This is a genomic window from Hymenobacter mellowenesis, assembly GCF_030581005.1.
Lineage (GTDB): Bacteria > Bacteroidota > Bacteroidia > Cytophagales > Hymenobacteraceae > Hymenobacter > Hymenobacter mellowenesis.
This window is the reverse complement of the sequence record NZ_JAUQSX010000007.1, coordinates 138,908-160,710: the sequence shown is the minus strand read 5'-3', so window position 1 is coordinate 160,710 and position 21,803 is coordinate 138,908. Positions and strand designations below refer to the sequence as shown.

The following is a 21,803-nucleotide window of genomic DNA, read 5'->3' as shown; positions in this document are numbered from 1 at the left end:
GCCCACCCGGGGAATAGTCCCAGGTGGGGTGTAGTGTGTGTCCCAGTCTAGTGGGTGGTTAGATGTCTCCCCGTTCGGTGGCAGACTCTTCCTGGTCACCCCAGGTAGTACCTCCTTCACTTTCCTGACTGAGCTTGGTCAGCAGGGTCTTGTAGGTGGTGTTAATGCTGGCTGTTCCCGCCAAGGCCTTGTCTAGTTTGTCCCAGTTGGTGACATCGTAGGGGGTATCCCGCAGGAATCCTTCCCGCTCATTGAGTTTGGCCTCAAACATGGCCAGTTGCCTTTCCATGGGGGTCAGGCAGATGTCCTGGAACCGGGGAATAAGGGTATCCAATACCTTCCCCTGTTTCTTAACAAACCCGGAATCCTCCATGTAGTCCTCACTGACAATGGAATAGGACCCGTCTTTCCCATCCTTGGGGAGTTTGGACAGGGAAGAGGTGGGATGGTAGCACAGGGCCACAAACCACATCACCTTACTGGATTCCTCCTTCTTCCCCTTGTCCTTAGTGTACAGGGATTTGAATGGTTCCACGGCTTTAAACTCCGGGTACAGGGACCAGAAGTTCTGCTCAATGTCCAGGGAATTGATGTCAATCCTCATACCCACCAGCTCTGTTCATTCAACTTCACGGTATAGTCCTCAGACTTCACCACGTAGGACATGGGGGACTTCCCACCGTATCTTCCCCAGCTTTCCCAACCGTCATTAATTTCCCCACAGGAGAAGTTGTCCAGCACTGAGGTATGGATTAGTGGACCCAGGGAATAGTGACGGAGGTACCACTTCCCACCCCGGAGTTTACGGTAGAGCTGGAGGGAAGCCAGGAAGGTGTTGTCGAGGTTAGGGAAGGTCATTGGTAGGTAGGTCAGGGATGGGTTGATAGTGGGTGAGTTTATGCTTTCTGAGGTCTAAGGGGTACTCTGAGTGCTCGAAGTACCACTTCCCCTCACCCTCATCAAAGGCAGCCACCACAGCCCGGTTATAGCCCTTAATGGCCACCAGGTACCAGTCATCTTCCGGTGGGTGTTTGGGGTCCCACTTAATCCAGTTGTCCATTCCCTTGGAGTTTGGCAGCCATGAACTTGGTGGGCTTGATGGGGGGTAGGGTTATTCCCATCTTCTGGGCCCTCATGGGTTTCACCCGCCATACCCCCACATGGGGCCACCGAAAGGCTTGGTATTCCCCGGCTTCCATCAGGGTAGCCACGTAGGAAGACAGGGAGCGGGTGACCTTTTCCACCTGGGAAGTAGAGAACCCAAGGGCTTGGGCAGTGGAATGGATGAGGGTTTCCTGGGTAGTCACTAGTTGAGGTGTAGGTCAGGGAATTGGGTGGGCTGGGAGTCTTCCCCTTGGAGGTATTTATTCCCTGCGCTCACCAGTTGGAAGATGGATAGGGCTTCCCCTTCCACCTTAATCAGGGGTTTCCCGTCCACTTGGAAGAAAAGGGTATGGATTTCCCCTTCTTGGGAATGGTCCAGGGTGATGGTGAAGTCTTCCACTAGCGTTTGAGGAGTAAGACTACTTCCACTCCCATGGTCAGGATGAGGGTGGTGTGGGGTTTGGTATAGGGCAGGGAATCATACACTATTCCGTTGAAGGCCTTGTTGTAGACTTCCCCGAGGGTGATGTGGTATTCGTCTGGGTCCAAGGGAATGATGAGAGTGGGAACAGAGAGGTCCAGCTGGTCATATCCCCAAGTAAAGGCTTCCGCTTGGTCTTCTATTTCCCGGAATGTCATGGACTATTGTTGGTGAAAGGTGACCTTGAATTCCTTCTCGGGAAGTAGTTGGGGAGCCAGGGCCTCATAGCCGGGGTGTTGGACCAGTATCTGGGACTTCCTCAGGTCGGTGAGTAGGTTGGTGAACTGGGCAGAGGACATCTTGAGCCTTTCCCGGTAACCTTTCCGCTCCTTCACACTCCACAGGACTTCCCAGAGGGTGGCTTCATCCAGGACCTTCTCCTTTAGCTCCAGGTACCGGACAATGACTTCCACCACCAGCTCCTTGGACCTGTCTCCAATTCCCAACACCCCTTGGAAGAGGGTCAGCCATTTAGAGGCCAGCTCTTTGGGTGAGGAATAGGGTAAGGTGAAGGTCATATACTTACACCAGTGGCACTTTCACTGGCCAAACTCTGCTGGAAGGTGTTATGACCTGGGGTCAAGGTTATTCGACGTTGGGGGTATTGGTCTAGAATACTGGGCTGTTGGATAGCACTCCTGATTCCCGACATGGGTACTGTAGGGGTTGTCACTTCCTTCAAGGTCTTCTTTAGGAATTCTACCTGGGTACTGTCCAAGGTCTCTTTACCTTCCAGGTAACCCTTCAGGAATGGGATGAGGTCTGTGGTAGTCATTGGGTTAGGATTGTTGGGTGACCTCAATGGTCATGGTGTGAGGGGCAGGGTTTGAGCCTCCGAAGTAGGGTTTGAGGGAATAGGAGGGACCTTCAACCTCAGGGAATAGGAGGGATTGGGAAGTGAGGTATCCACCACCTTCCAGACACAGTCCTACTTCCATGTGACCTTCCTCAATGGCTAGTTCCAGCTCATAGGTCATGTCCAGATACAGCTCCTCTGGGGTTCCATTGGGTTGAAGGAGGGTTTCCACTGTTCTTACCCCTTGGGAATAGGTGTAGAGGCACAGCTCAATCCTTGGTTCTTCCTTGGTTCCCGAGGCCCGCCACCCCACCCGTACAGAGTTCTTGTGGTGGGCAGGTTCCCAGGAGGAAGGCTTGTACCAGGGTTTGCCGGGAACCTTCCAGGGGAGCCAGCCTATGGACCACCCACAGAGCTTATTCCAGTCCTTTTCTACATTCCACCCCTCACTTGGCTCATACCAGGCGCTCTGGCTAAAGTTCACAGTGTAGGTCCTTGAGGCTGGGGATGCCTTACCGAACCCGGGCAGGTGGAGTCCCTTTGGGGAAAAGGACCCTTTGTTGATGGTGTATTTCATGGTGTAAGGAAGGCTGGGGTCGAACCAGCACCCCAAGGGTGATAAGACCTTGGTACACATTTCCCATCTGGAATTATCAGGCCCCAGTGGTGTGTGTCGAGGGGGAACACCCCTCCGCTCTCCCGGTGAGCTTTATCCTCAGGTATTTACAGGCCACTCAGGACCAACAGGATTCCTTCCACCATCCACATCCGGGAATACCAGAAGGACCAGAGGGAAGTCAGGAAGGGTACCATTACTTCCGAAGGGCTTTCCGCTCCTTGTTGAAGTAGGTACCCCCTACATTAAAGGCTTGGACCACCAGGCACACCCCAGCAGTGGCCAGGTATTGGTCCCGGTCTTCCGTGGTGAAGGCCAGAATCAGGCTGAGTACCAGGCCCAGATTAAGGAGCCAGAACAGGACTTTGTTGGCGGTGTCCCCTTGGAGCTGGGACCAGAAGGTTTGGTTGGTATTAGACATGGTTGGGAAGTTGAATGAGGAGGTGGTAGTACTGTTTGGCCAGTTTCTTCTTGACCTTGTTTTTGGCCCCTATTCCCTCCGAGAAGCTGGTGAGGTAGTCCAGACTGTCCAGAGCTTCCTTGGTGGCTTGGATGGCCCGGAGGAGTTCTTCTGGGGTCATAGGGAAAGCAGGAAGGTGTGATAATGGGTCTTGAGGTCAGTGAATTCCTTGTGGGTCCAGAAGGGGTGGGTGGTGTTGAGGGTGTCCCCGTCAAAGGGTTGGGGAATTTCCAGGGCCAGGTGCAGGAGTCGGGCCTTGGTTTCCTTCCCTTCCCATTCAGCCTTGGTGGACATACAGTAGACCTCTACTAACTCCAGGTCAGTGGGCTCATTCTCTTCCAGTTCCTCTTCCTTAACATGGTCAGGGGTAGCCTTTTTAGGCTCTGTGGTGGACGCAAACCCCAGGGGAATGTCAGGTATTGGGTTGGTCTGTGAGGATTCCATAGAGGTGAAGTCTTCGGTAGGGGATGCCTTCCCTTTCGTCAATGGTTAGGGTCTGGATGAGGGGCAGGATGGGTTCCAGTAGGGTGTATTCCTGGGAATAGAGGTAGGTGGGGTAACCCCGGAAGAAGAAGTGGACCTCTTCCCCTACATCCTCGAAGGCCTGGGTCAGGAATTCCTTCTCAGCAGTGGGAAGTTTCCACCCCTGTTCTTCTTCCCAGTAGGGTTCAGGAAGGATGACATGAGGACCTTGAACCAGGACTTCCTCCGTTTCCGTGTCCCCCGTGAAGGAATAGTTGAGGGTATCCCGGTAGTTGATGGCCCCGTAGTCTCTCACCACCCAGTTCTGTTGACGCAGGAGGGAAGGGAAGTAGAGGGAAGACTTGAACCCGTAGAGGGCTGGACCTTGGAAGGTGGGAAGTTGGTCAGTTGGACTCATTTGATGGGACTGGGAGTAGGGTGGGCAACCATGTGGTCAAACCAGACCTTTGTCTCCTTAATCCGGTCCATCAGGACTTCCACCGTGGGGTACACGTCAGTGGTAGCATCCCTTAGTTTTCCATTACTGTCTTTGAGTTGGGCCCGCCAACCATCGGAATAGCAGGTGAGGACAATAGTCATGACTACTAATCCAGGATTACCCAGTCTGTGGCCAATAGGTCACTCTGGTAAGGTTGAGCTGGGGCTACTCCACCATCTTTCAGGTAGGCCATAATAACCGTAAAGTCTTGGGCCTTACCTTCAGGGAAGCTGACTGAGCAAGCATCCATTCTCCAGTACCCACCCCAAATTTGTCGGGTTACTTTCTTCCCTGTCTTCAGGGCAGCCAGTGCATGTCCAAAGTCAATACCTTGGGAAGTGAATCCAGTTATCATGTGGTTGGTGGGTTAGCTCTTACTTGGAGTTTGAAGGATTGGTGTTGGGTGGCTTGTTCTAATTGGGCACACCGGATAAGGTGTTTGTCCAGCTTGGTTTGGGAAGGCTTGAACTTATTCCCGTGGAAGGTGATAATGAGCTTGTCCATTACTTCCAGTTGTGGAATTCAGCCTTGGTCAACTTTTTGTGGAGACCAAACTTGTTGAAGTACTGGACTAGGGCTCCATGTTCTGGGCCATCTTCCAGGGTGTAGGAACTGTGTTCTTCAGCCTTCTTAAGGAGCTTCCGAATGGTGACTACTAGGTCGTCCTTGAAGAGGGTATTGTACTCTTCCCAGGTGATGTCTTTCATGGGACTAGGAAGGGTTGGTAGATATGGCTTCCAATTCCTCGGGTTCCATGTTGATGACCCCGGTGATGAAGCCCATGGTGAGGAAGAACAGGAGTTGGCGGTAGGCAAATACCCGGGCCTCGGTCAGTCCTTTGGTGGGAAGTACCTCAATGGTCTGTTGCCAGAGCTTCTTGTACCCCAACTTCACAGGTTCCCCGTTCAAGACCTTGTCATCTCGGTAATGAGCACCGGGAAGGTCAGGGTAGGTGGTCATCACGGACAGGGTCAGGACATCTGAGGGTTTCTTGCCACCTGCCACCAGTTTCTGGTTGTGTTGGACCTCATCCACCCCAAAGTCCCACTCATACCCGTAGACCTTCTGGTATTCCTCACTGACCCTCTTGCAGACCAGCTTGAGTTCTTCCTGAAGGAGGTTGGCGGTGTGTTTATCCTTCATGGGTTAGTGCTGCCAGGTATAACACCCACCCAACTCTAGGAAGGTGAGTCGGACTTTGGCCCAGTAGGTGGTACCAGTGAGGTCCTTATGTTGGGAAGCACAATAGTCTTGGGCCTGCTTCCACTTCCAGGAATAACCTTTGGTGTTCAAGCCCCGACTGTAAATCCATTTAAGGAATTGGTCAAAGGTTTGAGCCACTTTCATGGAAAAGGGAAGGGTTCCTTGGTACGATTTGATGGGTGACATGGGACTAGTTGTTGATTTGGAAGGCCAGGCACCGGGTGTGGTGAATCACGGCATAGACTACTCCCTTGGTCACGGGAATGGGAAGAGGGAGTAGGGTCCAGGGGGCTACCGCTTGGATACCTTCCTGACGGGTGGCACCCTTGACCATGTCCACTTGAGGAAGTAGTCCCATCCCTGTCTTCACTTCCCCAATGTTGGGGTTGGCCTTGACAATGGGGATGTACTTCTCCGCCACCTTGGCCTTCTGGGAATTGATGGTGGTCTGGTCCAGGGTAATTCCGCTGGTGGTCTTCTCTTCCGTCACAGGAAGCAGGACAATGTGGTAGTCGGAGGCTGGGATAATGGTCTCCAGGTTCTCAATCTCGGCCTGGATAATTTCGGGGGTGATGGTTACCATCTGTTGTCGGGTAGGTGGGAAGGTTAGTAGTTGGACTTCTGGTTGACTTGGGCCTTCTCTTTCATCTGGGCCCCATTGAAGTAGTGACCTGTGCCAATGCTTCCCCGTAGGACTTCCTCAATAATGGTAACCTGTTCATTCAGGGTACTGAGATGGTTATTGATGGTGTAAATACTGTCCACCAACCCGTTGGAATTTACCAGGTCTGAGTAGGCATCTGCAATAGTGGGTGGGACTGGGGCTGGACCTACCAAGTTTTGGAGGTTTTGGAAGATGTTACTTAGGTTGAGCTGGATGGTGTTCACCTTCTGACCAATGTATTCCAACCCTTGGAGGGCTGGTGGCATGGGGGATTCTACGGGGCTGAGGTTATTCATGGGTTGTTGGGGAATAGGGAAGGTTAGTAGCCTAGGTTAAGGTCTTGGGCTTGTTTGGCTAGGAAGTCCAGTGGGTTCTCGGGAAGAGGTTTCTGGAAGTGGTGTTGGAGGAGGAGTTCTACCTCATTCTTCAGGTAGGGGACCTCATACTCGGTGGCAATGGGGTCTACCTCTGTCTCTGAGAGGGGTTTGTGGTGTTCCAGGGTTAGGGTCCTACAGGTCTTCCCGGTCAACTTCTCTACCAGGTATGCATAGATGGACAACTGGAGGGCATAATGCCAGTAGTTGGAATCCATCAGGTGATTCACGGGGAAGAACATCATCTTGTACTCCCGGATGGGGTCCCCAATGCCCATATTGGAGAGGGCTGTGGGAATTTCCCGGCAGTAAGACTGGAGCTTCATCTCCGCATTGGTCTTCAGGTCCCGGATGTCAAACCAATCCTCATCCAACCACACCTTGTCAATCTGTCCAGCTATTCCCCAGTAGGGGTCATACACCAGGAGTTCGGTGAGCCACAACCCCGTGGGAAGAAGAGAATAGTCCTGGGAGTAGTTGTAGCCTTCCCGGTTGGAAGTGGTCTGTCCGGTCTGGGCTAGTACCTCCAGCTCTTTCTTCAGGTGGAAGGCACTCCCCCTAGTACAGGCCCGTTGGGTGTTGGCTTCCCACTTGTCAATCCAGTACTGGGGTTTAATCCATTCCGGGGACCAGTTGGGGTCCGTGACCATCTTGGACATCTTCCGGGCATAAGCCGTGGCCACCTTCTTGGCATTGAAGTGTTCGTGGTACTTCCCAATCAGGGTAGTGACGGACAGGTACCGGTGGCCATCTTGGGAAGTGTAGGAGTGGTCCTCTTCCCGGAAGGTGACAGTGGGTTGTTGGGTCACGGGCTCTTGGAATAGTCCACAAAGTTAACCCCAAGAATCCAATTATTGTTACATTCCCTATTGGAATAATCCTAGTTGAGGGGAGGGGATTCAAACCCCTGGTAAGGTTGCCCCTACACCACCTTTCCAAGATGGCCCGATAAGTCTCTCTGGCACCCCTCAAAGTACTTCCCCTGTTGGCGCAAGGGAAGTGGTTGCTGTTTCCTCCCCATCCCAGTATGATTGAAGTCCCTGGGTATTCCTCACATTCCCGGTCAAAAACAACCCCTAGGTGGGGCGAGGGTTACCGGGAAGGAGTATGGGAAGGCTTCTCTGACCCACAGCCGGGGGACAGGTTCGCAGGACACCCCTCTATAAACTGTGTAGTCTTTCCCACTGTCTACCAAACCAATTCTGTGAGCGGGAGATGGGGCTCGAACCCACAAACATCCACCTTGGAAGGGTGGCATTCTACCAGTTGAATTACTCCCGCCAATGGGGAAGGTGTCCAGGCTTATGAGCGTACTTCCCTGGGTGAGCAGGGTTTGGGTGTTTCGGGGTCCCTCTACGTCTGGAAGTACTACAGACCCTTATTCCTTGGGCACCTTCCTTGAAATGTTCCCCTGGTGCCCTGGTCTATGGGAAGGGTGGGGAAGAATGGGTCAAAGGTACAGGGGAATATTGGAATAATCCAAGTGGTTACCGGGAAAAGTTTGGGAAGTGGGAGTGGGGAAGGGCTGGAATGGGGTCCAGTGGCCACTACTGTTCATGGCTTACCCTACCATTTCCTTCCATCTGGTGGCCAACAACTGGGAATATCGGACTGGGTCCATTCCATAGGTCCCAAGAGCCCAGAAGTCATTACACTCCACAATCAGAGTCTCTCCCGACCTGGTTACCCCCCACATCCAGGGAATAACATACAGGGGAAGTGGTGTAGGACTCCATCATCCATTCCACTATTTCCTTGTCAGGTAACAGGAAGGGGTCCCCGAGGTAGTGTCTCATGGTCTCAATTCCCTTCCTGCGGCTCACAAACACCCGGTACTCACTTTGGAAGTCCACCACTGGGGAAATCAGGATGGGAGTCTCTGGGGGACAGTCAAAGAGGAAGAGTTTGGAGGACTGGGAAGTGATAACTCCCCCGGTGAATAGTTTGCAAGTGTCCCTGGGTTTGAGGAAGATAGGAAGTCTGGTGTCCTGTTGGAATTCCCCAAGAGTGGACTCCTCAATGGTCCTTCCTGCAAACCACTCCAATTCCTTGGGAATGTTGAGGGGAGGTGGGACTGACTTCCCGTGGAGGGTGAAGATGTCCTGGAGGGCTTGGACAGAGCTAACTATGGGCCAGTTAGGGTGTAGGACTATTCCCTCATATTCCCCTGTTTGGAAGAAGTGGATGTCATAGTCCTGAGACAGTCACTGGTAGCCCATCCAAGCTGCCTGACAGTGTTCCCAGGGGAATAGACCCCCTTCCTGTTGGATGTAAACCTTGTGTTTCATGGTGTAAAGGTACCCATAATTTTAGGATTTTTTGGGGAAAGTTGCCTACCAAATTTTATAATTTTCTGAGGGTCTGTGAGTTAACAGCACCCGTACTCTCGACCCCCGTCCTTGACCTTGGCCTGACCCACCCCACCCCTCAACCCTGAGGGACGATTACCCTACTCTCCCCTCCCTGACTTTCCCTTGCCTGTTTGGTGAAGCACCACCAACCCATTCATTCCCAACCATTTCCCAACAACCCAACCCTCATTCCCATGAAGACCTTTGTTAAAGTATCCAACCGCAGTGAAGTGAAGACCAGTGCCAATGTCCTGAACAAGGATGGTCAGCCTGCTAAGTACGTAACCCTCACCCTCCAGAAGGACACTGTCCGGATTGAGAAGCACCCCTTGACGGGTGGTGACCTGATTGTGTATGGCCTGCCTACCCAGGTTACGGAGAACCAGTGGTTGGAGCCCTGTGTGACCTCCAATGGGACGGAACTCCGCCGTGGGTTGATTGCCGATGCCCTCCCCAACATGCATGTGGAAGGTGACATCCTCCGTCTGGGTGCTGCTGATGGCATTGACCCTTACACCGGTAGTGTGGGCTCCCAGTATGAGTCCAAGACCTACACCACCACAAACCAGCTTTTCCTGGGTGACCTGGACCAGGACTCCAACGAGTTCCAGGAGCGGGTGGACAAGGCCGTGGCCCGGTTTAATGCCCAGATGGTGGCCCAAGGACGGGTTGCTGTCCAAGTAGAGGCCTAGTCCTCGCCCCAAGCCTGTTCCCCGAGTACAGGCCCCTAGTTGCCCATTGCTCCCTTCCTTCCCCTGGTGCTTCAGGTGGTTGGGGGGGAGTGGTGGTTTAGTGCAGTCCCATTTCCCTCACTTCCAACAACTTCAGCCATGTATACCCAACCCCGTTCCAGTGCTCCCAAGTCCCTGTATGAGGCCCCTAAACACACCGTGAAGACCCAGGCCAAGACCCTGTTCACCTTCATCAACGGGTTACTCACCCCCATCAAGGAGGTGCCTTCCTACGACTTCCGCTAGGAATAGTCCTACCTTTCCCACTTCACCAATCACTTCCCCTGTCATGTCTGACCGTCAACTCCAAGTCCAAGCCCTGAATGCCACAGACCCGGTTATCTACAACTGGGAGTTCCTGGCCTGTCTGGACACCGATACCATCCATGATATGTGGGTGATTGCCTGTAAGTAGCCCCCAAGCCCCTTCCATCACGGGAGGGGCACACGGGAAGTTGACCTTGTGACTCAACCCAGATTCCTACAAGTGTGGGAATGATTCAACCAACCCATTGGAATAGTTCACATGGTTATAGGAATAGTCCTACTCCTGTTGTATCTTTAGGGTATGGAACAGTTTAAAAGAGTTAAGAGTGTGTTCACCAACACCATAGACCGTGAGACAGGGGAATTACTGGACAGTGACGAGGTCCACATTGATGTCCCCATAAAGACCCGGGAGGAGTTCTTTGTGACCTATGCCAAACACTTCCAGGCCATTCTCAACCTGGAGGGAACCCAGATGAAGGTCCTGTTGTGGTGCTCCATGAATGCCCGGTTGGACACCAATGAGATAGTCATCAACCGGGCCATCAAACAGCGGATAGTGGACTTCACCGGCCTCAAGGAGAAGTCGGTGTCCAATGCTCTGACCGAGCTAGTGAAGGCCCAGTACATGAAGAGGACTTCCCTGGGGGTGTATGCCATCAACCCCGAGGCCACATGGAAGGGAACCCTGTCCAACCGCCCCAAACAAGTGAAGGTATTCCTGACCTACAATGTGCAGGAAGACTAGGATTATTCCCCTGTATTGGGGCATTCGTTCCCCCTAAAAGGAATAGTGTTCCCCGTGGGTTTAGGTTAAAGTCCTGACCCACTGAACACTTCTCCAAAATCCCTCTATCTATCCTAGGACTATATCCAGGGTAGGGGAACCAACAACTCACCTTTATTCCCTTGGAAGAGTACCAACCCACTTGGAATTGTCCAATAGTGGGGTACATTTGGGCCAACCTACCTAGGAATGGGTTAAGTGGGGGAGTAGGAGGGTGTGGCTATCCCCTAAGCCTGCCTACTGACCTTTGTCTAACAGAGCACTTTCCCAATCTTCCCTAAACATAGCTAACCATGGAAACCTTGACCATACCCAACCCAGACAAAGGGACCTTTGGTGGGCCCTGTAACCGGACACCCTGTGACCATCCCACGGCCACCTGGTATAACCACTCCACCCGGAAGTATTACTGCCAGGGGTGTGCGGAACTCATCAACTGGCCCGGGGGAAGGAGTGATGCCCTAAGACTGTTTGGACACCTAACCTGTACAGTGGGACAACCCACCAACCTCTAACCTTCCACACCCAACCAACCCATACCATGGCCTTAATCCTCACCACCAACCACGGAACCATCCAGTTCAATCTTCCCTTCACCCTGACCAACAGCAAAGACTTTGGGAATGCTGTCAAGGAACTCATTAGTGTACAAGCTGATGGACAGGAGCTGGAATACATCAAACAGGCCTTCACTAACCTTCCCATGCGGGTGGGCAGTCCCCAAACCCCCGGTGGACTGGTGGTGACCTGGTACGGGGAATTGGCTAAGTTCATCGTGTCCAACCTCTAACCCATCACTTCCCAACCCATGACCAACAACCAACGTCACCAACTAAGTGGGGAATATGCCACTGAGAGAAGCACCAAAGGAACAGGACATGAGGCGGGGAGTGGAGCCTACAGGTCTTACCACAACAACTCCTACATTTCCTGGGAAGCTGGGTGGGATACCCTACAAGACCTCATCACCGACCACCTCAAATCCCTTCCCCTGGACCAGATGAGTGGGAAGCAGGTAGAGGAGAGCCTGTGGAATGAATTCCTACACATCCAATAACCCACTTCCCATGCACACTATAAGCCCCATTGAGGCCAACCTCTTATTAGCTCAGGAATTCTCCACCCAGTGTGTTTCCCGGTTGAATACAGCCAACACCCAAAATGAGTCCTGGGATGAACCCCTACTCCGTTACCAGCTCAAGCCCATCATGGAGAAGGCTCAGGAGTTGAAGGACCTTATCTACAAGTACCGAGAAAAGTATGGAGATGCTTTGGAAGACTACTACAAACCTCAACCCACTTCCCATGACCTCACAACAGCTTACAGACCTGGCCCACGCTAACCTCAAGGAATTCAACGACGAGAACTTCACCACCCGAGGGACAGGGTATGACACAATACACATGCTGGCCTTCCACAAACAGGGAATACGGGAAGGGATTGAGATGGTACTTAAGTTTACTCAACATGGGTGGGATATGGAGAAGTATGGACCTCTTAACAGACCCCTGTTTGAAGAATTTGGTCACCTTCTACCACAACCGACTTCCCTGTAGTCCAACCAACCCCTAAACCCCAATACCATGTCCCAGACCAACCCTGAAATTGTTAAGGCCATTCACCAAGTAGTGGACCTTGGGAAGACATTGGAACACATCCACCTAATGGGACTCCAGGCCCACGACTACTCCAACTTGGAAGTATTGGTAGGAGAGTTGACTTCTATACTAGACAATGTGGGCTTGGCCAAGTACTGGGTAGAATTCCACAACAATGTCGGACAGTTCACTCCTATTCCCGAAGACCCTCAACCAACACTTCAGGAATAGTCCAATAAGTCGTTGGAATAGTACAGGTTATGCCCTATCTTTGGGTATGGCTTACTACTTCCCTGAACCCGCCTTCAGCCCCTGTTTGGGGGACTTTACCCACCTCACTATTCCCGAGCTGGGGGACTACCTACAGGATGCCCTGAAAACACGTCAGGCCCCCTTAGTGGAGGCCCTACAGCGGGAAGTGAAGAAGAGAGGGGTGAGTATTCCTAAGAAGGTGATACCCCGGAAGAGTGGAAGGGACTATAGGAATAATACCATAAGAGTCTCATACTTAGTGTGATAACTATTCCCTGTTAAACCATATTCTAGGACAAGGGACCTAACTAAGACATTGAGGGTGGTAGTTATGGGGGAGGATTGGTAATCAAGGAGTTAGCCCGAGTCTCCGTTAGTGCTACCCGCCGGTCGCACCAAGGAGGGACACACTAAGGGCTTACTAACCTCATCCCCGGTCCGCGCTACCGTAAAGGTAAGCATTGGAGTAATACCATCCAAACCATTCATCGAATAGTACCACAAATACTTCCACAGGTGGGCTGGGAATAGTTCTACAAACCCCATTGGTTTTAGGATTATTTGTGGACTACCTTTACCAGACAGTTGCTTAACCCTTCAAATAGTACCATGAATAAGCCCCGAACCAACCAGGAGAGGTTTGCCCAAATACTGCTGGCCACAGCTTCAGAACCAGACTCAGATGTAGTACTTCCTCCAACTAAGTGGTGGGGTACTGAAATCAAAGCTCTGGACCCAGTAACGGGAGAACTAAAGACCTATTGTGGGCCCAATGTACCGGGGTTCTTCCGCCAAATGGCCGAGCAGTATTGTCAAAAGAATGGACTGGGGTACTGTAAGGTATTGGATGAATTGGTGGCTGAAATTCCCTGTAAACCTAATTCCTATACTCCTGACTTTGACAACATGGTGGATTACGAAGAACCAACCCTCAATTAATGGAACATACCCTATTTACACTTCCCCATCTGTTAATCCTGTTGTGGGGTGTTGTCTATGGTCTGGGATGGGCCCGACTGTTTAACAAGAAACCCTACTAACCCAACAACACATGGACAACTTCATCTTAATACCCACGGGTAAACCTGCCATGGAAGGAGATATACTACTCAACTATGATGGGAAGCTGGAACTAGCTCCCTACAAACAGTTGGTGGTACACTCATCTTCCTTGGCCCAACACCTGTACCACCTAGCAGATTACCAAGCCAATACTGGAGAATGGTACTATGCTTTTGGGGTGATTACCAAGAATGTATGGCACGGTTCCATAGGTTTGAAGGTACTCCAATCCACCAACCCAGACCTCAATCTTCCCCTCATTCCCAAGGAAGTGGTGGATGAATTCATCAAGTCCTACAACCAAGTCCCAGCCTAAACCCATGCCCAAGACATTCACCGAGGACCAATTCCGGGCTGTTATCCAACACACCTGGAATGTATGGAATGGTTCATACCTAGCCCCAGGGGAACTGGATAGGTTCATTGACCAACAGGTAAAGGATTTCCACACCCCACCCCAGACAAAGGAATACTGGCTGGAACAGGCCCACCACCGGTTCGAGGCTGCCAACTACCACAGTGAATTCCACATGGTAAAGGAAGCAGTGGAGTACATGAGTGAGGAGAAGGCCATTGAGTACCTGAAACAAGTCCAAACCCCATGAACAGGAACCTAGAAAAGTTGGAGGACTTGCTGACCAAGACAGCCACCACCATTGAAAACCTCAAAAAAGATAACCGAGCAGGGGAAGACATTAACTGGAAGAAAGTGCAAGAGCTGGATACCAAGCTGTACTACCTGCGGGTAGCCCTAGGGTTTGTCATTCTGAACCAACCTACACCCACCACCTAACCCAAGATGTGCCACTATTCCCAATAAGCGGTACTCCTTACACCCATTTCCATGTCCCATTTAACCACACATTCCCACTTTGTCAATGCCCGGGACTTTGCTCTTCAGGAACACAAGAAAATAGGTCAGAAGTATGGGGGTAAACCTTATTCCTTCCACTTGGAAATGGTCCACCACTATGCCCTCCAATTCCAACGGTGTATTGAGGAGACCTGGGATTGGGACCCTGACAACCTATTCCTTGTCAAAGCCGGGGCCTATGTCCACGACCTGTTGGAAGATACCGGTATCACCTACAATGACCTCAAACAGACCACCAATGAGGAAATAGCAGAGGTGGCTTACCTGCTCCAAACCCCCAAGGGAAGGAACCGGAAAGAGAGACACTGTGATGCCTACTACCAGGAGATGGCCACCAACCGGGAAGCTGTGTATGTGAAGGTGGCTGACCGGATTGCCAACACCCAGTATTCCCTGGACCAGGGTTCTTCCATGTTCACCAAGTACCAACAGGAATACCCTCATTTCCAAACCTTCCTTCGTCTAGCCTGGCCCGAGCTGGAGCCCATGTGGCAACACCTGGACCACCTCTATTCCTACAAGCCTTACCCAACCCCTGTATGAGTGAAGACCCTGAAGACTTAGCCTTTCAAGCCCAATACCCTTTCTTGGTGGCCCACGAGAGCAGTGACGGGTATTGGACACTTACTTCCCACTCCACCATGAAAGAGGCCCTTCTGGAGCCCAAACGTCCCCACTGTACTCACACCACAGTCTTTGGAAGTTGGAAAGATTACTACACCTGGAAAGCCCTTAGAACCCAATCCCATGTCTGACCTTACTCTGTTAATACTGGCCATCGTGTTCCTGTCTGTGTTTGCCCTTATTGTGGGCAGTTACCTGGATAATGGACACCTGATTCCTCCCCCAGTTAGAAACCTGTTCAAGAAGAAGGTAACCATCAAGGACTTCAACCATGACCCAGAGGTGTTTGCTCGTTACCTATACCTTCAGGAAAGGATTGAGCTTGGTAGGGATTCCCCTATGTGGTCCGAACTTTCCCCCGAACACCAGGAATTCCTCATTTGTAAAGCTGCCATACTAGGCAAGTAGTCCAAGTTATCCATTACCCTATTCCCGTACATTACCTACTTCCAACTACCTTTTTCCAACACACCTTATGCCCACTCTTTCCACAAAAACCCGCTTACTCTTCTTATATTCCCAGGGCCTGATTGGGGGTTTATTAGTGGCCTAACCTCCACTTTTACACCCCCAACCCACCCGTTGCCCCATGAAAACCGGTAGACCCTCTACCCTTACCCCGCTCCACACCCAACTGGTTACCCTCAGTGGCCGGAGCCTCATCACCATTAGGCAGGCCCTGAAACTACCCAAGGGAAGAGGGAAACGGGTCAAGTCCTTAGCCCACACCCTGATTACCCAAGACCCTACCACCTACTTCCTCTCTGATAAGGAGAGGCTTACCTAACCCCATGACCAAGAGAATTCAATTCCAGAAGGTGTACAGGGGTGTACCCAAGCTCTACATGAGTAGGAAGGACCTCAAGGCTTTCTTCCATGCCTGTGAAAACCCACCCAAACCAACACCCAAAATGGTGGAAATGATGGCTGAGGTCATCAAATGGTTTGACTAACCTTCCCTTCCTTCCCCATCACCCAGGCCTCACCTAACAAGTGGGGCTTTTTCATGTCCTTAGGAATGTCCAATAACCTGCCAACCAAGTAGGATATTCCCAATACACGGGCTACCTTTGGATGGGAATAGTACCAAGGTGTACCCTTTAAACCCAACTCTCAACATGGTGTTAGTAGTAATTACCTTCTTCCTTCTTGGGGTAGCAATCCTCCTGTTTTCAGGGTTCTGTTTTAGTCAGGCTTACCAGTACCCACATGTCAGGAAACAGCAACTCCTTAATGGGTCTTCCTCCTTCCTAAGTGGGTGCTCCATCCTCATTAGTTGTCACACTCTTTACCAAACTCTATGACCCAGACATTCAAAGCCCTTCGGTTTAAGGAAGACCAGGAATGGCCTTTGGCTTGGGCCCAAGTAGAGGACTGGTATGTGGAGGAAGACCCACTGGGGGACTATTTCATGCTATTCCCTTACAAGGCCCCCAACCTACTTCCCGAGTCCTATACCCTGGAGGAAGCCATCAAAAGGGTAACCCACAAGATGAGTAAGGCCCATACCATGCTTCGGGAAACTGTTCAAAAGATGGAGGAAGAAATCATGGCTAAGTGTGAGCTGGCGGAAGTAACCCTCACCATTCCCTAGTACCCAATCTACCAGGCCCCATGATGTAAGGAATAACATTCTCCTCCCCTAAAGGAGCCATTCTGGTTTGAATCCAGATGGGGTCACTAACACTCACCACTTCCCCAACACCATGAAGAGAATCCACTTCCGGAAGGTCAATAGACCCATCAACCTTCACCGAGCTATGGCTGAAGCCTTCCCTTCCACTTCCCCGTGGCCCTGGACCAAGTCTGACCACCTGTTGGTAGGGGGCTGGGTCCAACTCACCCCAGAGGAAGTGGAAGCCAACCGCAGGACTGCCTACAACTACATCTTCTAAGCCCATGAAAGACAGACCTAACCTCCTATTCCTTGATGTGGATGGAGTCCTGAATTGTCAGGTATTCTACGAGAAACGGGGTTGGCCCACAGAGGAAGTATCCCATGCTGTAGCCAACCTGTGTCCTGACCGGATTAAGTGGATTAACGACCTGTGTAAGGACACCAACACCAAGGTAGTGGTATCCTCCACCTGGAGACTTGGGAAGCATGTGGATGAGCTACAGGACATGTTTGATGGGGTAGGGGGAACCTTCGAGGTAGTAGGTATTACACCTTCCATCCATGCCCAACCTCCGGGCCCCAATCCTTACAACACTGCCAGCATTCCCCGAGGGGTGGAAATCAAGTACTGGTTGGACCACACCCCCTTCAAGTACTCCAACTATGCCATAGTGGATGATGACGGGGACATGCTCTTGGAACAGGGTCCTCACTTCTTCCAAACAGACCCCTATGCGGGGCTTACCCCCTTCACCTGTCAACGGATTAAAGACTTCCTAACCCCATGAAAGTACCCAAACGGATTACCGGGAACATCACCACCATCATTAGCCAGGCCCAGACCAAACCATGAACCAGTGTAAGACATACTTCCAATTATTAGGTGAGAGCCTACACCACCTGATACCTACCAATATTCCCTTGGCATTGTCAGTATTCCTGATGGTTGGTGGAATGGTGGGATGGGGAGCTTTTGTGGTCACCCGTTTGAAACCCAACTTCTGGGGAGTGGTGGCTCTATTCAGTGGGATAGGGGTGATTGGCCTATTGGGTCACACAGCCTGTATCTACTTCATCCAAATTCCCTGCTAACCATGAACCAAGTACCAGAAATCAAGGAAGGGTTGCAGTTTACCCACAGGGCAGAGGACCCACCCATCATCTACACCTTTGGGAAGCTGGAAAGTGAGAATGGGGGTTGGAAAGTCCACTTCAAGGACACCAAGGGGAAGAAGAATAGTAGCCACTGGTTAACAGAGAGTGCGGAGTATGCCTTTAGGGAAGGGGTCTGGAAGATTTGGACACCCATTCCACTCTCTACCCTCTTCTCTTCCCAATCCCACAACGTGGTGATGACAGCCCTGGAGGAGTGTGCTAAGGACCATGCCCGGGTTACCGAATGGAATAGTGCCTTGGGACCTGAGCCCTATGTGTACAACTACCTATCAGAAACCTCTCAGACTTCCTTGGTCACCGAGCTAGTAGACAAAATACATCAACTAGGTTTCACCATTATTCCCAAGTAGTTATGGCCTTACTGTATTACAACCCCACACACCCCGGACATTACCCACCGGAAACCCTCACAGAGAAGGCCTACTGGACTTTCAGGGCTTGGGAAGACATGGCCTTGGAAGAGGAGGAATATGCCCGTCAACAGGCCATGGAAGAGGAAGCAGCCCACATGGAATACCACAGCTCTCAGCTTGAGTGGTTTGAGTACCAACACCTAGCCTAATTCCCTAACCCATGAAACAATCATTTGACAACTCCGTGGCCATCCTTGTGAAGGCATACCTCAATGACACCCTCTGGAAAGGGAACTGCTATGGGTGTGCTGTAGGCAACCTAGTGGCAGCTTCCTGTGGGTATAGCCTCAACAAAGTAGACCTTGACTGGGGTGTTCATGCCCAACGGTGGGCAGATGTATTTGTCACCACCCGTCACCAGGGTCAGGAACTTAGTCCTGAGAGGTATAAAGGTCCAGCCAAGGAGCAGATTGACTCCACAGGGTACACATGGAAGGAGTTGGCCCAGGTAGAACTAGCCTTTGAGACAGCCTACCCTGGTGGGTATTATGACAAGCCAGACCATGAGCAGGGAATGTACCAAGGCTTGATGGCGGTGGTAGAAGTCCTGGCCACAATCCACAATATTCCCTTGGAACAGGCTCTGGAAGCCAAGTCCCTGTTTGTAAAAGCCTAACCCTATTCCTAATGGACCTGATACAGTTTAACCAAGAGGAAATGGAGGAGGAGATGTCAATTAGACCTGAATTATGGGGCAGAGTGTTTCCAGAAAATCCATACTTCATCAACAAAGATGGGGTTATTCTTAAAGTGGAGAATGGAAAGTATAGGATAATCCATACTTTTCTCAGAATGGGTGACCCTTGCTGTAAATTAGTTGTCAATGGCTCTCGACTGGGTTTTAAAGTTGCTTGGTTGTTGGCCACAGCATTTATTCCTAATCCTTTACACTTAGGTTATGTGCGACACTTAAATGGTGTAAAAACAGACAACCAACTGGAAAACCTACAGTGGATTACAAAAAACCAACCTCTCTTGACACCCGAACAAAGGTTTTGGGGAATGGTAAGGAAGAAGGAAGGCTGTTGGGAGTGGACAGGATACAAAAACCCTAAAGGTTATGGTTATCTAATGGTAAAAGCCGGAAAACCAACAGGTGCCCACCGCTTTTCCTATGAACTTCATAAAGGCCCCATACCCAAAGGGTTATTTGTCTGTCATACTTGTGATAATCCTGTTTGCTCCAATCCCGACCACCTCTTTTTAGGCACAGTAAAGGATAATACTCAGGACATGGTCAAGAAAGGCCGAAGTCATGGTCAAAGACTAACTCATTGTAAAAGAGGACATGAACTCTCTTATGAAAATACATACCACAACGCCAACAGTAGGGGTATCAGAGTATGCAGGAAATGTCAAAGGATTAGACGGTTGGGAGGAATTGAATTGTCCACCTAACAGTGTAAGCCCAATGAAGTGTCTCCCTTCCCTGTATTCCTATGACCTGACCCAAGTGAACAAGGTCCTCTTTTCCACCATTAGTTCTAATTAACCCCATGGAAGACCTTATTGAACAGTCATTGGTAGAACTGGGTGTTGACCACTGTCTAGGTACAACACATGATGAGTTCCCTGTGACAACCCGGGTTAATGTATATCTACAAGAAAACCCCCAGAGAGTATGGATGAGGGCACTGGCCCAGAAACTCACCGAGAAAGGTGTCCAACTTCCCACCAAACCATAACCCACCCATGAATGACAGTAGTCCTATTTAATACCTGGGCCATCACATTCCTCCTATTGGGTACCCTGTACGCCGTGGAAGGATGGAAGGACCGGGAACACTGGGAGTGGAACATCTTCCTACCCAGTATGGCCTTTTCCCTAACTCCCGGGGTGGCCCAGTACTTCCTAATCAAGTCCCTGTGGCAATACGGGAAGTGCTATACCCTCAGAGTTTACCATTACCTAGTTAAGAGACCATGACCAAAGAACCCACCCCCTTAGAGAAGTTGCTGTTGAAGTTGGAAGGGAAGGTCCCCGATGACCTGTTGGAGGAAGTGAGTGATTTTTTGTATGAACAGGAGGAAGAGTTGAAGTCCCGAGACCACAAGATTGACGAACTGGAGGAAGAGAAGGTTGACTTGGAAGGAGAACTGGCCACTGCTGAAGCCAAGTCAGAGGAAACCCCTTATGTTTATGACATCTGTGCCTGGGTGGAGGACATGGCAGACTATGACCAAGAGAGGGTGGCCAAAGCCCTGGACATTCCCCTCATCCTGCTCAATTCCACTTCTGACATAATGCTGGACATCTACGCCCAGAAGTTGGAGGAATATATCAACCAACATGGTGTGGAATCCACCCTTGATGTACTGACCCAGGACCATTCCCAGGAAGTGGAAGAACTCCGGGATACAGTCCAGGACCTGAAGGAAGACAACTACCACCTGACTTCCCTACTGGAGGAAGCCAAAGAAGACCTTGAGAAGTATGCCCAGTTCTAATTATACCCTCCACAGTGGGGGTGCAGCCGGAGCAGACGTCCAATGGGCTAAGTTGGGTAAGGAGTCTGGACTTCTCTTGGAGGTTAGACACTGGACCACACAGGACCTGCTCCATCTTCCCACTGACCTCCCCCACCAGATAGACCAGGCTGTTAACCTGGCGGCCCAAGTCCTGGGTAGACCTTTCAAGTTCCAAGGCATTAACCTGGTGAAAAGGAACTGGTTCCAAGCCTACCACTGCCAAGCCCTGTATGCCATCTCCACCATCATTCCTGTGGGTGGGTTGGACAAGGGTTTCCGGAATACCTCGGGAAAGGAAGTGGTAGCGGGGGGAACAGGGTGGACTGTGGAAATGGCCATCCAGATGGGAAAACGTGTGTATGTATTTGACCAGGCCCAAGGGAAGTGGTTCTTCTGGGAATACCTAGATGGGAAGTTTGTCCCCCATGAGGAATTGGCCCAGAAAGGGTTTACGGATACCCCAATCCTCACCCAGTCCTTTGCCGGGATTGGGAGTAGAAATCTACTACCCTGTGGTGTGAAGGCTATTAAGGAGGTGTACACTAAAACCCTAGCCCAACATGAGACAGTTAACCCCTGAGGAAGAAGAGAAGTGGGAAGTGTGCATCTTCTGTGAGGGTAGTGGGGAAACCTATTACCTGGGCAGTAAACCTGCTGTTCCCTGTGTCCACTGTGAGGATGGGTTAGTCCCCAAAGACTTCCATGGTGTAACCGTTAACTACCCCCAAGACTCTCCCGATGGACCTTAACCCAACCCCTGAATGGATTCCCTGTAATGGGGAGAATGACTGGCAGGGAGAATGCCGGTGGTGTAAACTTCTATTCCCGGATGGGAGCGAGGGTGAGGGAAGTTATGAGGAGGACCCTGACTTTGTGGTAGACAAACATTGGTTGGATTCCTGGCTGGAGTCCTTCAAGTGG

39 protein-coding genes and 2 tRNA genes are annotated in these 21,803 nt (G+C 51.1%); 21 read left to right on the top strand and 20 right to left on the bottom strand.

Annotation, left to right across the window (positions count from 1 at the left end; translation table 11 throughout):
- Nucleotides 1-58 precede the first annotated feature (58 nt).
- The 20 genes from Q5H92_RS14685 to Q5H92_RS26660 all read right to left on the bottom strand — a co-directional run bounded on the left by Q5H92_RS14685 (nt 59) and on the right by Q5H92_RS26660 (nt 8,758).
- On the bottom strand, nt 59-604 hold the full coding sequence (locus Q5H92_RS14685; protein ID WP_305012291.1) for a hypothetical protein: 546 nt from the start codon (nt 602-604) through the stop codon (nt 59-61).
- A 240-nt stretch (nt 605-844) separates the two neighbouring features.
- Nucleotides 845-1,060, bottom strand: coding sequence for a hypothetical protein (locus Q5H92_RS14680; protein ID WP_305012290.1), 216 nt, complete (start codon nt 1,058-1,060; stop codon nt 845-847).
- 246 nt (nt 1,061-1,306) lie between these two features.
- Entirely contained in the window at nt 1,307-1,438 is a 132-nt protein-coding gene (locus tag Q5H92_RS14675; RefSeq protein WP_305012289.1) for a hypothetical protein, read from the bottom strand.
- Nucleotides 1,439-1,503: 65 nt separating this feature from the next.
- Entirely contained in the window at nt 1,504-1,653 is a 150-nt protein-coding gene (locus Q5H92_RS14670; protein WP_305012288.1) for a hypothetical protein, read from the bottom strand.
- A 93-nt stretch (nt 1,654-1,746) separates the two neighbouring features.
- Nucleotides 1,747-2,103 (bottom strand): hypothetical protein, encoded by a 357-nt coding sequence (locus Q5H92_RS14665; RefSeq protein WP_305012287.1) that lies wholly within the window; start codon nt 2,101-2,103, stop codon nt 1,747-1,749.
- 261 nt (nt 2,104-2,364) lie between these two features.
- Nucleotides 2,365-2,958: a hypothetical protein gene (locus Q5H92_RS14660; RefSeq protein WP_305012286.1), complete on the bottom strand. Its 594-nt coding sequence runs from the start codon at nt 2,956-2,958 to the stop codon at nt 2,365-2,367.
- Nucleotides 2,959-3,193: 235 nt separating this feature from the next.
- Nucleotides 3,194-3,418, bottom strand: coding sequence for a hypothetical protein (locus Q5H92_RS14655; RefSeq protein ID WP_305012285.1), 225 nt, complete (start codon nt 3,416-3,418; stop codon nt 3,194-3,196).
- Nucleotides 3,411-3,578, bottom strand: a complete 168-nt coding sequence (locus Q5H92_RS14650; protein ID WP_305012284.1) for a hypothetical protein — start codon at nt 3,576-3,578, stop codon at nt 3,411-3,413. The genes Q5H92_RS14655 and Q5H92_RS14650 overlap by 8 nt, the downstream gene beginning before the upstream one ends.
- Entirely contained in the window at nt 3,575-3,751 is a 177-nt protein-coding gene (locus Q5H92_RS14645; protein ID WP_305012283.1) for a hypothetical protein, read from the bottom strand. Before Q5H92_RS14645 ends, Q5H92_RS14650 begins: the two co-directional genes overlap by 4 nt.
- Before the next feature lie 118 nt (nt 3,752-3,869).
- On the bottom strand, nt 3,870-4,337 hold the full coding sequence (locus tag Q5H92_RS14640; protein WP_305012282.1) for a hypothetical protein: 468 nt from the start codon (nt 4,335-4,337) through the stop codon (nt 3,870-3,872).
- A 187-nt stretch (nt 4,338-4,524) separates the two neighbouring features.
- Nucleotides 4,525-4,773, bottom strand: a complete 249-nt coding sequence (locus Q5H92_RS14635; RefSeq protein ID WP_305012281.1) for a Thoeris anti-defense Tad2 family protein — start codon at nt 4,771-4,773, stop codon at nt 4,525-4,527.
- Between the two features lie 148 nt (nt 4,774-4,921).
- Nucleotides 4,922-5,125: a hypothetical protein gene (locus Q5H92_RS14630; protein WP_305012280.1), complete on the bottom strand. Its 204-nt coding sequence runs from the start codon at nt 5,123-5,125 to the stop codon at nt 4,922-4,924.
- A 4-nt stretch (nt 5,126-5,129) separates the two neighbouring features.
- Nucleotides 5,130-5,561, bottom strand: coding sequence for a hypothetical protein (locus Q5H92_RS14625; RefSeq protein WP_305012279.1), 432 nt, complete (start codon nt 5,559-5,561; stop codon nt 5,130-5,132).
- Nucleotides 5,562-5,811: 250 nt separating this feature from the next.
- The gene (locus Q5H92_RS14620) at nt 5,812-6,204 is read right to left on the bottom strand and encodes a hypothetical protein (RefSeq protein ID WP_305012278.1); all 393 of its coding nucleotides are present in this window, start codon (nt 6,202-6,204) and stop codon (nt 5,812-5,814) included.
- A gap of 23 nt (nt 6,205-6,227) precedes the next feature.
- Complete coding sequence (locus Q5H92_RS14615) at nt 6,228-6,581, bottom strand: hypothetical protein (RefSeq protein ID WP_305012277.1); 354 nt, start codon at nt 6,579-6,581, stop codon at nt 6,228-6,230.
- A 23-nt stretch (nt 6,582-6,604) separates the two neighbouring features.
- On the bottom strand, nt 6,605-7,468 hold the full coding sequence (locus Q5H92_RS14610) for a hypothetical protein (protein ID WP_305012276.1): 864 nt from the start codon (nt 7,466-7,468) through the stop codon (nt 6,605-6,607).
- Nucleotides 7,469-7,543: 75 nt separating this feature from the next.
- A tRNA-Ser gene (locus Q5H92_RS14605) sits at nt 7,544-7,630 on the bottom strand.
- Between the two features lie 236 nt (nt 7,631-7,866).
- Nucleotides 7,867-7,940, bottom strand: a tRNA-Gly gene (locus Q5H92_RS14600).
- 280 nt (nt 7,941-8,220) lie between these two features.
- Nucleotides 8,221-8,355, bottom strand: coding sequence for an ATP-grasp domain-containing protein (locus tag Q5H92_RS26665; protein ID WP_369811148.1), 135 nt, complete (start codon nt 8,353-8,355; stop codon nt 8,221-8,223).
- On the bottom strand, nt 8,309-8,758 hold the full coding sequence (locus tag Q5H92_RS26660; RefSeq protein ID WP_440137021.1) for an ATP-grasp domain-containing protein: 450 nt from the start codon (nt 8,756-8,758) through the stop codon (nt 8,309-8,311). The genes Q5H92_RS26665 and Q5H92_RS26660 overlap by 47 nt, the downstream gene beginning before the upstream one ends.
- Nucleotides 8,759-9,204: 446 nt before the next feature.
- Here Q5H92_RS26660 and Q5H92_RS14595 point away from each other — a divergent pair, with 446 nt between their 5' ends.
- The 21 genes from Q5H92_RS14595 to Q5H92_RS14495 all read left to right on the top strand — a co-directional run bounded on the left by Q5H92_RS14595 (nt 9,205) and on the right by Q5H92_RS14495 (nt 21,462).
- Nucleotides 9,205-9,702 (top strand): hypothetical protein, encoded by a 498-nt coding sequence (locus Q5H92_RS14595; RefSeq protein ID WP_305012275.1) that lies wholly within the window; start codon nt 9,205-9,207, stop codon nt 9,700-9,702.
- 138 nt (nt 9,703-9,840) lie between these two features.
- The gene (locus Q5H92_RS14590; RefSeq protein WP_305012274.1) at nt 9,841-9,987 is read left to right on the top strand and encodes a hypothetical protein; all 147 of its coding nucleotides are present in this window, start codon (nt 9,841-9,843) and stop codon (nt 9,985-9,987) included.
- A gap of 43 nt (nt 9,988-10,030) precedes the next feature.
- Nucleotides 10,031-10,156, top strand: coding sequence for a hypothetical protein (locus Q5H92_RS14585; protein ID WP_305012273.1), 126 nt, complete (start codon nt 10,031-10,033; stop codon nt 10,154-10,156).
- A 153-nt stretch (nt 10,157-10,309) separates the two neighbouring features.
- Entirely contained in the window at nt 10,310-10,756 is a 447-nt protein-coding gene (locus Q5H92_RS14580; RefSeq protein ID WP_305012272.1) for a replication/maintenance protein RepL, read from the top strand.
- Between the two features lie 580 nt (nt 10,757-11,336).
- Nucleotides 11,337-11,585 carry a hypothetical protein gene (locus Q5H92_RS14575; RefSeq protein WP_305012271.1) on the top strand — a complete coding sequence of 83 codons (249 nt, stop codon included), beginning with the start codon at nt 11,337-11,339 and terminating at the stop codon, nt 11,583-11,585.
- A gap of 794 nt (nt 11,586-12,379) precedes the next feature.
- Nucleotides 12,380-12,625, top strand: a complete 246-nt coding sequence (locus Q5H92_RS14570) for a hypothetical protein (protein WP_305012270.1) — start codon at nt 12,380-12,382, stop codon at nt 12,623-12,625.
- 630 nt (nt 12,626-13,255) lie between these two features.
- Nucleotides 13,256-13,585 carry a hypothetical protein gene (locus Q5H92_RS14565; RefSeq protein ID WP_305012269.1) on the top strand — a complete coding sequence of 110 codons (330 nt, stop codon included), beginning with the start codon at nt 13,256-13,258 and terminating at the stop codon, nt 13,583-13,585.
- Between the two features lie 112 nt (nt 13,586-13,697).
- The gene (locus Q5H92_RS14560; RefSeq protein ID WP_305012268.1) at nt 13,698-14,024 is read left to right on the top strand and encodes a hypothetical protein; all 327 of its coding nucleotides are present in this window, start codon (nt 13,698-13,700) and stop codon (nt 14,022-14,024) included.
- A gap of 4 nt (nt 14,025-14,028) precedes the next feature.
- The gene (locus Q5H92_RS14555; protein ID WP_305012267.1) at nt 14,029-14,313 is read left to right on the top strand and encodes a hypothetical protein; all 285 of its coding nucleotides are present in this window, start codon (nt 14,029-14,031) and stop codon (nt 14,311-14,313) included.
- Nucleotides 14,310-14,501: a hypothetical protein gene (locus Q5H92_RS14550; RefSeq protein ID WP_305012266.1), complete on the top strand. Its 192-nt coding sequence runs from the start codon at nt 14,310-14,312 to the stop codon at nt 14,499-14,501. The genes Q5H92_RS14555 and Q5H92_RS14550 overlap by 4 nt, the downstream gene beginning before the upstream one ends.
- 273 nt (nt 14,502-14,774) lie before the next feature.
- On the top strand, nt 14,775-15,125 hold the full coding sequence (locus Q5H92_RS14545; RefSeq protein WP_305012265.1) for a hypothetical protein: 351 nt from the start codon (nt 14,775-14,777) through the stop codon (nt 15,123-15,125).
- A gap of 204 nt (nt 15,126-15,329) precedes the next feature.
- The gene (locus Q5H92_RS14540) at nt 15,330-15,614 is read left to right on the top strand and encodes a hypothetical protein (RefSeq protein ID WP_305012264.1); all 285 of its coding nucleotides are present in this window, start codon (nt 15,330-15,332) and stop codon (nt 15,612-15,614) included.
- Between the two features lie 892 nt (nt 15,615-16,506).
- Nucleotides 16,507-16,800: a hypothetical protein gene (locus tag Q5H92_RS14535; protein WP_305012263.1), complete on the top strand. Its 294-nt coding sequence runs from the start codon at nt 16,507-16,509 to the stop codon at nt 16,798-16,800.
- 166 nt (nt 16,801-16,966) lie between these two features.
- Nucleotides 16,967-17,101, top strand: coding sequence for a hypothetical protein (locus tag Q5H92_RS14530; protein WP_305012262.1), 135 nt, complete (start codon nt 16,967-16,969; stop codon nt 17,099-17,101).
- Between the two features lie 4 nt (nt 17,102-17,105).
- A complete protein-coding gene (locus tag Q5H92_RS14525) occupies nt 17,106-17,612 on the top strand; it encodes an HAD domain-containing protein (protein ID WP_305012261.1) in 507 nt (168 codons plus the stop codon).
- A gap of 306 nt (nt 17,613-17,918) precedes the next feature.
- The gene (locus tag Q5H92_RS14520) at nt 17,919-18,350 is read left to right on the top strand and encodes a hypothetical protein (protein ID WP_305012260.1); all 432 of its coding nucleotides are present in this window, start codon (nt 17,919-17,921) and stop codon (nt 18,348-18,350) included.
- Nucleotides 18,351-18,352: 2 nt separating this feature from the next.
- On the top strand, nt 18,353-18,562 hold the full coding sequence (locus Q5H92_RS14515) for a hypothetical protein (RefSeq protein ID WP_305012259.1): 210 nt from the start codon (nt 18,353-18,355) through the stop codon (nt 18,560-18,562).
- Between the two features lie 11 nt (nt 18,563-18,573).
- Nucleotides 18,574-19,029: a hypothetical protein gene (locus Q5H92_RS14510; RefSeq protein ID WP_305012258.1), complete on the top strand. Its 456-nt coding sequence runs from the start codon at nt 18,574-18,576 to the stop codon at nt 19,027-19,029.
- An 11-nt stretch (nt 19,030-19,040) separates the two neighbouring features.
- Entirely contained in the window at nt 19,041-19,811 is a 771-nt protein-coding gene (locus Q5H92_RS14505) for an HNH endonuclease signature motif containing protein (RefSeq protein ID WP_305012257.1), read from the top strand.
- Nucleotides 19,812-20,336: 525 nt separating this feature from the next.
- Entirely contained in the window at nt 20,337-20,861 is a 525-nt protein-coding gene (locus Q5H92_RS14500) for a hypothetical protein (RefSeq protein WP_305012256.1), read from the top strand.
- A complete protein-coding gene (locus Q5H92_RS14495) occupies nt 20,848-21,462 on the top strand; it encodes a hypothetical protein (protein ID WP_305012255.1) in 615 nt (204 codons plus the stop codon). Before Q5H92_RS14500 ends, Q5H92_RS14495 begins: the two co-directional genes overlap by 14 nt.
- Nucleotides 21,463-21,803 lie beyond the last annotated feature (341 nt).